Raw genomic sequence first — 9,586 nt, 5'->3', positions numbered from 1 at the left:
GCAGCGCAGCCCGTCCGGGGCCGAGCAAGGCTACTGCTGGGCCGCCAGCAGCAGCGCCCGAAGGAAATCAGCCAGGTGCTGCTGGTCGCCCTCGTCCATGCCGGAGACCATGGTGGTTTCGGTCGAGACCAGGTCGGCCAGCGCGGCATCCACCTTTTCGCGGCCCTCGGCGGTGAGCTGGACGAGTACCCCCCGGCCGTCCTGGGGGTTCGCCATCCGGCCGACCAGCCCGCGCGCGCAGAGCCGGTCGACCCGGTTGGTCATGGTGCCGGAGGTCACGTGGGTCTGCGCGATCAGCTGTCCCGGAGCGAGCCGGTAGGGCTTCCCCGCGCGCCGCAACGCAGCGAGCACATCGAACTCCCAGATCTGCAGATCCTGGGCTTCGAAGGCCGTCGCCCTGGCGGCGCTCAGCAACTGCGCGAGCCGGGCGATACGCGACCAGACCTGCATCGGTTCGAGATCCAGATCGGGACGCTCCCGCCGCCAGGCCGCCACCAGCTCGTCGACCTCATCCATAGCAGGAAAGTCAACCACGGCCGCTGGCAATCCTCGGGCCATCCACCGGACCATAGGCTCTGCGCACGTCGCGGACGCCACCGGCTGTCGCGGCCATCCTCGACGCCACGACATCCGCGGACGCGGCGTCAGCGGCCAGGAAGGCGCAGGTCGGTCCCGATCCGCTCACCAGCCCGGCCAACGCCCCGGCGGCCAGGCCTGCTTCGAGGGTGTCGGCGAGCTGCGGGTAAAGCTCCACGGCAGGCGCCTGCAGATCGTTGCGCAATCGAGCTGCCACCCGGGCCGCCTCCCCCGAGCAGAGATCGTCCAGAGCGTCGGGCGACAGCTCCGCATCGGGGACGATGGCGCCACGGTCGGCCATCTCGTCGAAATGCCGATAAACAAGCGGAGTCGGCAGGCCGCGCGGGGCGGTCGCGAAGACCCACTCCAGGCGTCCGGTCGCCGGTTGCGGGGTGAGTCGTTCACCGCGCCCCAACCCCAGCGCGTTTCCGCCGTAGAGCAGGAAGGAGACATCGCTGCCCAATTCGGCGCCAAGCTCCGACAGCACCTCCAGCGGCAGCCCGACGCCCCAGAGCCGGTTGCAGGCCAGCAGTACGGCCGCCGCGTCGCCGGACCCTCCGGCCATGCCACCGGCCATCGGTATCTGCTTGACGATGCGCAAGTCCACTCCGTGACGCGTGGCATCCCCCGCCCACTCACGCAGGACCAGGGCCGCCTTGCACGCGAGATTGGTCTGATCGCAGGGCAACTCTTCACTGCCCTCGCCGGTCATCTGAACCGTGATCTGCCCGTCGCTGCGCGCCAATGCGGTGATCTCGTCATAGAGCGAGACCGCCTGAAAGACGGTGGCCAGGTCGTGATAGCCGTCGGCTCGGCGCGGGCCCACGCACAGCGCGAGGTTCACCTTGGCCGGCACGCGGACGACCACAGCGGCATCGGTCTTGCCGGCTTCAGGGCTCACGTCGTCACCCTAGTCAGCTGTTCGGCGATCCGCGCGAAATCACCGATCTCCAGGACCTCGCCGCGCGCGGTCGGGTCGAGCCCCGCAGCGCTGATCGCTTCCGAGGCCGCCGCAGACGATCCGAAGAGCCCGGACAAGGCAGAACGCAGCATCTTGCGGCGCTGGCCGAAGGCCGCATCGATCACCGCGAAGACCTGCTGGCGGCTCGCCGTCGTGCTGGGCGGTTCACGGCGGGTCAATCGCACCAGCCCGGAGTCGACATTGGGTGCCGGCCAGAAGACCGTCGGCGGCACCGTGCCCACCCGCTCGGCCCGGGCGTACCACGCCACTTTCGCGCTCGGTACCCCGTAGACCTTCGAGCCGGGGCCCGCGGCGAGCCGGTCGGCGACCTCGAGCTGCACCATCACGAGGCCAAGATTCCAGTCGTCGAAGGTCGCCAGCAGGTGCAGCAGCACCGGCACCGCCACGTTGTAGGGCAGATTCGCGACCACGGCGGTCGGCGCGGGGCCCGGCAGTTCGGTGACGTTGAGTGCGTCGGTGTGCACGACTCGCAGCCGTTCGGCATTGCCGGGCTGAAATCGGGCGACGGTTTGGGGTAGCAGCGCCGCCAGCGCGCCCTCGATCTCGACAGCGGTCACCTGGGCGCCGGTCTCGAGCAGGCCGAGTGTCAGTGAGCCCAGGCCGGGGCCGACCTCGAGGACGACATCGTCCGCGGTAATGCCCGATTTCGCGACGATGCGGCGGACGGTGTTCGGGTCGGTCACGAAGTTCTGGCCGCGCTGCTTGGTCGGACGCAGGCCGATCCGGGCGGCGAGTTCGCGGATCGTCCGCGGATCGAGCAGCTCAGCCACGAAGGTCCCCGTCCGGCTGGGAGATGCCCCACGGCCCGCCGAAGGCTTCGGTGGCGTTGAGGTCGAGCCGGGTGCAGAACTCGGCCAGGTCCGCTCCGAGATGGTCGGCCATGAATCTGACCGTGTGCGCCAGCAGGTACGGTGCGTTGGGCTTACCGCGGTGCGGCAGCGGAGTCAGATAGGGGGCATCGGTTTCGGCCAAGATCCGGTCGGTCGGCGTGATCGCGAGTGCCTCCCGCAGCTGCCGGTTCGCCTTATAGGTGATGTTGCCGGCGAAGCTGAGCCAGGCGCCCTGGTCGAGGCAACGGCGCGCGAACCCCGCGTCGCCGCTGAAGCAGTGCATGACCACTCGCTCGGGCCAGCCCTCCGCGTCCAGCACCTCGGCGATGTCGTCGTGAGCGTCCCGGTCGTGGATCACCAGCGTGCGGTCATAGGCCTTCGCGGTGGCGATGTGGCGGGCAAACATCACCTTCTGCCGGGCGATACCGTCGGCCTCGCGGGTGCGGAAGTAGTCGAGGCCGGTCTCGCCGACCCCGCGCACGTGCGGTCCGGACGCGGCCAGCGAGTCGATCACCCGCCACGCCTGCTCCGCCTGAGCATCGGTCATCCGCGCCGAATCGTTCGGGTGGATGGCGACCGCGGCAATCACCTGCGGGCAGCTGGCAGCAAGCTGAGCGGACCATTGCGCGCTGCCGAGATCGCAGCCGATCTGGACGATGCGATGTACCCCGGCCGCCGCGGCCGCCGCGATATTGTCGGCCACCCGCAGCCCGGAGAACTCCTGCGTGGAATCGAGATGGGTATGAGAGTCGGTCGTCGGGCGCGGCAGAACCGGGGGCTGCGCCGGCAATCCGAGCCGTCCGATCACCGAGTCAATCACCGTTTCCCCTTGTCATTATCGTCTCCACGAGTACCTCGGCCATCGCTGGCGGCATCAGAGGCGTTGACGGAGCGAGCCGCCAGCGCCTTCGCGTAGAGCTCCCGGCGGCGCAGTCCGGTCACCTGCGCGACCTCGGCGACCGCCGCGGAAAGCTTCGTGCCACCTGCCAGCAGCAGGTCTACCTGATCGAGAGCATCCTGCCAATCGGCAGAAACCTGGGGGGCGCCTTGGATGACCACGGTGATCTCACCGCGCGCAGATTCGGCGGCCCATTCGGCCAGCTCGGTCAGCGGGCCCCGGACGACCTCTTCGTACGGCTTGGTCAGCTCGCGGCAGACCGCGCCGAGACGATCGGCGCCCAGCGCCGCGGCGGCATCGGTGAGGAACTCGGCCAGCCGGTGGGGTGCCTCGAAGAAGACCATGGTGCGCGGTTCGGCAGCCAGACCCTGCAGCCGGCGGCGACGCTCCCCCTGTTTGCGGGGCAGAAAGCCCTCGAAGCAGAACCGGTCGACCGGAAGCCCGCTGATCGCCAGCGCCGTCAGCACCGCGGACGGCCCGGGCACCGCGGTCACCGCGATGCCGTGCTCGATCGCAGCGCTCACCAGCCGGTAGCCAGGATCGCTGACCGAGGGCATCCCTGCGTCGGTGGCGACCAGAACGATCTTGCCGGCCTCCAGATCGGCGATCAGTCCAGGCACCCGAAACGCCTCATTGCCCTCGAAGAAGCTCACCACCGCGGCATCGGTCGTGACGCCGAGGCGCAGCAGCAGCGTGCGCAGCAGCCGGGTGTCCTCCGCAGCGATCACATCGGCTTCACTCAATGCGCGCACCAGAGCCGGAGAAGCATCCTGGGCATCGCCGATAGGGGTGCCCGCCAGCACGAGACGCCCACTGCCCGGCTGGAACTCGGCTCTGCTCATGCCTGTCAGGGTAGCTGACCCGACAGGCATCGGATCGCACGCCGGCCTGTCTCCGGTGCCCCGGGCCCTCGACCAGCCCCACCTAAGATGGGCCGGGTGAGTCTCCCGCTGCTCGACCGAGCCCTCCAGGCAGTGCGAACGCTGCCCAGCAAGGCGTCCGAACGACTGCGCGGAACTCACGCCGACCCGTTGATGTCGACGATCGACCGGCTGGACGACGCCCAGGTGCTGCGCAACGACCGCGCGATCAGCTGGCTGGTCACCATCGTCATCGGCGCGCTCGCCTTCATTCTGCGCATCATCAATCTGGCCCGCCCGGCGAATCTCGCCTTCGACGAGACCTACTACGCGAAAGATGCCTGGACGCTGCTGCACCTGGGCTACGAGGCGGACTGGCCGAAGGACGCGAACGATCAGATCGTCGCCGGGTTCACCGACATCTTCACCGACAACCCGTCGTTCATCGTCCACCCGCAGTTGGGCAAATGGCTGATCGCCTCCGGCGAATACGTCTTCGGCATGAACAGCTTCGGCTGGAGAATCGCCGCGGTCGTCTTCGGGACCCTGCTGGTGATGGCCACCATCCGGATGGCCCGGCGGCTGTCGCGCTCGACCCTGGTCGGGGCGATGGCGGGGCTGTTCATCACCTTCGACGGGCTCTCGTTCGCAATGAGCCGCATCGCACTGCTCGACATCTTCGAGGCGGCCTTCACCGTGATGGCGGTCGCCTGCCTGGTGGCAGACCGCGACTGGTTCCGCCACAAGCTCGCCTGCTATCTGCGCACCAACGGGCTGCAAGATCTCCAAGGTGGCTACGGGCCGCTGCTGTGGTGGCGGCCCTGGCGCTGGGCCGCCGGGTTGACCTTCGGGCTGGCCATCGGCTGCAAATGGAATGCGATGTATGTGCTCGCGGCGATGGGCGCGATGGCCGTGATCTACGACGTCACCTCCAGGCGCACCGCCGGGGCGTCCGGCAAGGCGTTCCGGTCGATTCTCTTGGACGCGCCGCTCGCGTTCATCTCGATGGTTGTGACCGCCGGGTTGATCTACGTGGCCACCTGGTGGTCCTGGTTGACCACACCGGGCGGCTGGGGCCGCGACTTCGGGACGAAGCACCCCGACGATTTCTGGGTACGTCATTTCGGGAATGCGCTGGGTTCGCTGGCTTACTACCACCGCGAGATCTACGGCTTTCACACCGGCGACTGGATCGCCGAGCAGACCCACGTCTATGAGGCCCCGCCGATGACCTGGCTGTTCATGGGTCGCGTGATCGGCATCGACGCGGTCAATGACATCAAGCCGGGGGTCGACGGCTGCAACGCGACCGGCGGCGACACCTGCCTGCGGGTGATCTCGGGCGTCGGCACCCCGCTGCTGTGGTGGGCCGCGCTCATCGCCATCGTCATCGGCCTCGGCCTGTGGTGGCTGGGACGCGACTGGCGGTTCGCGATTCCGCTGGTCGCCGGGCTGACGCCGTGGCTGATGTGGTTCCCGAACGCCGATCGTCCGCTCTTCTTCTTCTACGCGATCATGATCATCCCGTTCACCGCGACCGTGCTGGCCATGGTGCTCGGCAAGATCCTGGGGCCGGCCGATGCGGGACACCGGCGAAAACGCGGCGCGCTCATCGTCGGTGTGGTCGTGCTGCTGATCGTGGCCGACTTCTGGTTCATCTATCCGGTCCTGACCGATCAGCTGATGACCCGGACGATGTGGAGCCTACGGATGTGGCTGCCCGGCTGGATTTAGGACGCTCCAGACCCTCAGGTTTGCACGCTTCACGTAGGCAAGGTCAGCGGGTCGTCCGGGCTTGGCGATAAGGTCCCCGAGGCTGGAGGGATCTTGGTGGCTGTCGCCAGCGGCGACGCACCTCTGCGCACCTCTAGACTGACGGCATGAGCGTCTCGGGGGCTGCAGCGACTAGCCCGTCCGGTGTCTGTGGCGCCGTCATTCATGGACTCGGCGGCTGCCTGCGTGTGGTATCCGAGGATCCCGACTCCGAGCAGCAGATGGCGACCCTCCAACATCAGTGGACGCGCTGCCTGCGGCCTGAGCCGCGCGATCGGGAAGCCCCGGTCATCAGTCTCGGGGCAACCCCCGACAACGAGCCGGCGTTCTGGGAGCGCACCACCCAACGGATCACCGCCGAGCTGATCGGTCAGCAGGCCGGCAAGCTGCTGATGCTTCACGCCGGAGGCGTGTGCAACCCCGAGACCGGCGCCAGCATCGTCTATGTGGCCCCGAGCCGGACCGGCAAGACCACTCTGACGCTGTCGTTAAGCGGCCGATTCGGCTACCTGTCCGACGAGACGATCGCTTTGGACGAACGCCTGCGCGTCTTCGGCTATCCGAAGCCGTTGTCCGTGCGCAGTACCGATGGGCAGCCCCGCCGCGAGATGTCTCCCGACGAACTCGGGTTCGCACCCGCCCACCCGGAACCATTTCTGGCGAGGCTGGTCATTCTCAACCGCAGCGATACCCACCACGGTGCCCCGGTGATCACCCCGCTCGACCTGTTCGACGCAGCGGTGGTTCTGGCGCCCCAGACCTCATCGCTGAGCGCACTCGACGACGGTCTGCATCGCCTGCAATCGTTGACCCGCCAGACCGGACCGGTCCTGCAGGTGGCCTACCGCGATGCCCCCGAGCTCCACGGCCTGTTCGAAACCGTGCTCGGCATGCCGCTGTGGGTGCGGCGCGTAGAAGCGGCCGATGTCTTGACCCGCAGCGAGCCGCAGCCAGAGGTGCTCCTGCTATTGGACGACCACCTGGTGCGCGTGGGCGAACTCGGCACTGCCGTCCTCGACGAGACCGCGGAGCCGATCGAGATTGCGGCACTGGCCCAGCGGCTGGCGGCCCGTTTCGGCGCTCCCGAGCAGGGAGACATTCAGCTGCGCACCCGCGCGGCCGTTGACGAACTACTGACCCAAGGAGCGCTGACGAAGGTGGCCCAGGCATGAGCGGCAACGCCTGGCAGATCAATGACCAGGCCGCGTACGTGGTGACCAATCCGCAACGGGTGATAGCGATCAACCTTGATCATCCCGGACGGCAGCCGAAGGCGCTGCTGGGCACCGGCGCCGCGATCTGGTTGTATCTGCTATCGGACGACGACCAGGCACCGCACCCGCTGGTTCTCGAAGATGAGCTCATTGATGCACTGGCCGAGCAGTTCGGCATGACCGCTGAACAAATCGCCCCCGATGTCCAGGGCTTCCTGCAGCAGCTGCAGGCGAACGACCTGCTGGTGCGGCGAGGCGCTGCGGTGCCCGCTTGATGCTGCTCGACGCCGCGTCGCTCGCGGAAGTCAGATCGCTCGCGTGGCGCGTTTGGCCCTGGACGCCACGCCCGCCCTCACCCCATGCGCTTCGAGCGATCTCACCCCGGCTGCCTCCGGATTGATCGCGGACCTAGCCTGCGAGTACACCGGATCACCCTGGTAGTCGTCGGTGTACTGATACCCGAAATGAAGTGCTCCCCGGCCACTGCGAGGAACGCGATTCATGACCACGCCCAGCGCCTTGCCGTTGGCCTTGGCCAACAGCCCCAGTGCCTGGTCGAGCATCTCGTAGGTGGTCTTTCCGGTGTTGACCACCACCAGTGCGCCGTCGGTGAGGGTGGTCAGGACGGCAGCATCGGTGACGGGCAGCAGTGGGGGCGCGTCCACGACCACGAACGCCTGCTTGGACAGGTCAGCCAGCAGCCTCTGCATCGTCTCCGAACCGAGCAGCTCGCTGGGGTTGGGCGGGACGGGGCCGGCGGCGAGTACCTGCAGGCCGGGTGCGCCGTCGACCGGCTGAAGCAGGTCGGCCACGGCCACGCGGGAGGCGAGTGCGTCGGTGAGGCCCGCGTCTGCCAAGACACCGAAGGTCTTGGCAATCCGGGGACGCCGCAGATCGGCGTCGATCAATACGGTGCGCTGCCCGGTCTGAGCTAGCGCCGTGGCTAGGTTGGATGCGGTGAAAGTCTTGCCGTCGCCGGGCGTCGGACTGGTGACGACGATCACGCGGGGCGGGTCGTCCACGCTCATGTACTGCAGGTTGGTGCGCAGGCCGCGGAAGGATTCGGCGATCGCCGTCCACCCGCTGTCGTGGAGGCCAGCACCCGAGATCAGTTGCTTGCCGTCGGCGCTGCTGCTGCCGCCTTCCTTGAGGGGGATGGTGCCGACCACCGACAGCCCGGTGGCGGTCTCGACTCCCTCGGCCGATCGGATGCGCCGGTCGAGCCATTCTCGCAACACTGCGTAACCGGCGCCGAGCAGGACGCCGATCAGTCCGCCCAGGGCCAGATTCATCTTGATGTTGGGCGAACTCGGCGCGGTCGGCAGCCGCGCCGAATCGCCGGGCACCAGCTGAACGGCGGGCTGCTGGCCATCGGCACCCTCGATCTTGTCTATCTCGAAGATCATGCCGCGAATCCAGGCTTCTGCCAGATCACGGGCGGCTTCCGGGGTTGATCCAGTGGCGGAAATATGAAGGACCACGGTATCAGCGGGGTTAGTTACAGTCACCCTATTAATTAACCCCTCGGGTGAGTCGGATAACCCCAATTCATTGATAGCGGCTTCGGCCACCGAACGCCATGTTCCGATTGTCACATAAGACCGCACCTTCGATTGTGCGAGCTGATCGCCGACCATGGAAGAGCCGATATCTGTGGACCCGGGGGTGGCGACATAACCGCTTGCCTCGGCCGTGTACACCTTCGGTTGCAAGAAGCTGAAGATGCCTGCGGCTGACACCGCGATGACGACCAGGACAATTATTGCCACCCAGTTGGCGCGCAGGATTCGCAAATACTCGCTCAGTTCCACGGAAGCAATGTACGTCATGACTGCAAACGGGTACAGAATTTGACGAATTAACGAGAACCAATACACTGAAAGTGCCCGAAGGGATGGGCACATGCGGTCGGTATCGGGGGAGCTGAAATGGAATCAAATCTTGAGCACACCGGCGCATCGGCGAGGGCCAGCCGACGAGCCGTCCTGGGTGCCGCCGTGGTCGGCACGGTGTGGAGTGCGCCGGTGGTGAAGGCCGCCGCAGACACTCCGGCCAAGTCGGCTTCTTCGCCGGAGCAGCCACCTGTAGACATCGCGCCGAGCGTTAGTCACTTCGGAGCATGGGCGGCTAAGGGTGGGTTCGACGGCAACTTCGGCGTCATAGTCAAGTGGCCCGCTGTGACCGCGACTTTCACTGTCGTCATCATCGCGGCGCCGGTGGGTGGTGGTCCTTCCATAACTCAGACCTTCACGCAGTCAGGCCTCCTGCACTACCAAGACACCTTCTCGTTCCGGGATCTCACTCCCGGGGATCAGTACACAGTCACGTTGACGGCCACGATAGTGCTCACGAGCTACCGCGCCGACAACAACAGCACGACCGTAACCGGGAGCTGGACCGTTGAGCCGCTCACCGCCGGCCCCGTGACCGTGACCGTGCCTTCGTGGTGAGCT

Annotated in this window: 10 protein-coding genes; 4 read left to right on the top strand and 6 right to left on the bottom strand. The window is 67.1% G+C overall.

What is annotated here, in order from left to right; translation table 11 throughout:
* Window positions 1-30 precede the first annotated feature (30 nt).
* Genes AAFP05_RS09265 through rsmI form a run of 5 tightly spaced genes read right to left on the bottom strand, consistent with a single transcriptional unit; the run spans window position 31 to window position 4,128 of the window.
* Window positions 31-516: a MarR family transcriptional regulator gene (locus AAFP05_RS09265; protein WP_341729575.1), complete on the bottom strand. Its 486-nt coding sequence runs from the start codon at window positions 514-516 to the stop codon at window positions 31-33.
* Between the two features lie 10 nt (window positions 517-526).
* The gene (locus AAFP05_RS09260; RefSeq protein ID WP_341729573.1) at window positions 527-1,477 is read right to left on the bottom strand and encodes a 4-(cytidine 5'-diphospho)-2-C-methyl-D-erythritol kinase; all 951 of its coding nucleotides are present in this window, start codon (window positions 1,475-1,477) and stop codon (window positions 527-529) included.
* Window positions 1,474-2,328: a 16S rRNA (adenine(1518)-N(6)/adenine(1519)-N(6))-dimethyltransferase RsmA gene (gene rsmA / locus AAFP05_RS09255; RefSeq protein WP_341729572.1), complete on the bottom strand. Its 855-nt coding sequence runs from the start codon at window positions 2,326-2,328 to the stop codon at window positions 1,474-1,476. The genes AAFP05_RS09260 and rsmA overlap by 4 nt, the downstream gene beginning before the upstream one ends.
* The gene (locus AAFP05_RS09250; RefSeq protein WP_341729571.1) at window positions 2,321-3,208 is read right to left on the bottom strand and encodes a TatD family hydrolase; all 888 of its coding nucleotides are present in this window, start codon (window positions 3,206-3,208) and stop codon (window positions 2,321-2,323) included. Before AAFP05_RS09250 ends, rsmA begins: the two co-directional genes overlap by 8 nt.
* On the bottom strand, window positions 3,205-4,128 hold the full coding sequence (rsmI, locus tag AAFP05_RS09245; protein ID WP_341729570.1) for a 16S rRNA (cytidine(1402)-2'-O)-methyltransferase: 924 nt from the start codon (window positions 4,126-4,128) through the stop codon (window positions 3,205-3,207). Before rsmI ends, AAFP05_RS09250 begins: the two co-directional genes overlap by 4 nt.
* A gap of 192 nt (window positions 4,129-4,320) precedes the next feature.
* On the opposite strand from rsmI, the gene AAFP05_RS09240 reads away from it, so the two are divergent.
* From AAFP05_RS09240 to AAFP05_RS09230, 3 genes are all read left to right on the top strand, one after another.
* Window positions 4,321-5,880 carry a phospholipid carrier-dependent glycosyltransferase gene (locus tag AAFP05_RS09240; protein WP_341729574.1) on the top strand — a complete coding sequence of 520 codons (1,560 nt, stop codon included), beginning with the start codon at window positions 4,321-4,323 and terminating at the stop codon, window positions 5,878-5,880.
* Between the two features lie 146 nt (window positions 5,881-6,026).
* Entirely contained in the window at window positions 6,027-7,091 is a 1,065-nt protein-coding gene (locus AAFP05_RS09235) for a hypothetical protein (RefSeq protein ID WP_341729569.1), read from the top strand.
* Window positions 7,088-7,408 (top strand): PqqD family protein, encoded by a 321-nt coding sequence (locus AAFP05_RS09230; RefSeq protein ID WP_341729568.1) that lies wholly within the window; start codon window positions 7,088-7,090, stop codon window positions 7,406-7,408. The genes AAFP05_RS09235 and AAFP05_RS09230 overlap by 4 nt, the downstream gene beginning before the upstream one ends.
* A 30-nt stretch (window positions 7,409-7,438) precedes the next feature.
* On the opposite strand, the gene AAFP05_RS09225 is transcribed toward AAFP05_RS09230, so the two are convergent.
* Window positions 7,439-8,944, bottom strand: coding sequence for a polysaccharide biosynthesis tyrosine autokinase (locus tag AAFP05_RS09225; protein WP_341729567.1), 1,506 nt, complete (start codon window positions 8,942-8,944; stop codon window positions 7,439-7,441).
* 117 nt (window positions 8,945-9,061) lie between these two features.
* On the opposite strand from AAFP05_RS09225, the gene AAFP05_RS09220 reads away from it, so the two are divergent.
* On the top strand, window positions 9,062-9,583 hold the full coding sequence (locus AAFP05_RS09220; RefSeq protein WP_341729566.1) for a hypothetical protein: 522 nt from the start codon (window positions 9,062-9,064) through the stop codon (window positions 9,581-9,583).
* The last annotated feature ends 3 nt before the right edge of the window (window positions 9,584-9,586 follow it).

Source organism: Brooklawnia sp. (assembly GCF_032229645.1).
Lineage (GTDB): Bacteria > Actinomycetota > Actinomycetes > Propionibacteriales > Propionibacteriaceae > Brooklawnia.
The sequence above is the reverse complement of the archived record's forward strand: the minus strand, read 5'-3'. Positions and strand labels throughout refer to the sequence as shown.

Coding starts and splice junctions, on each gene's coding strand:
- AAFP05_RS09240 (WP_341729574.1), top strand. CDS start 4,321: ATGTCGACGATCGACCGGCTGGACGACGCCCAGGTGCTGCGCAACGAC.
- AAFP05_RS09220 (WP_341729566.1), top strand. CDS start 9,062: ATGGAATCAAATCTTGAGCACACCGGCGCATCGGCGAGGGCCAGCCGA.
- AAFP05_RS09230 (WP_341729568.1), top strand. CDS start 7,088: ATGAGCGGCAACGCCTGGCAGATCAATGACCAGGCCGCGTACGTGGTG.
- rsmI (WP_341729570.1), bottom strand. CDS start 4,128: ATGAGCAGAGCCGAGTTCCAGCCGGGCAGTGGGCGTCTCGTGCTGGCG.
- AAFP05_RS09265 (WP_341729575.1), bottom strand. CDS start 516: ATGGATGAGGTCGACGAGCTGGTGGCGGCCTGGCGGCGGGAGCGTCCC.
- AAFP05_RS09235 (WP_341729569.1), top strand. CDS start 6,027: ATGAGCGTCTCGGGGGCTGCAGCGACTAGCCCGTCCGGTGTCTGTGGC.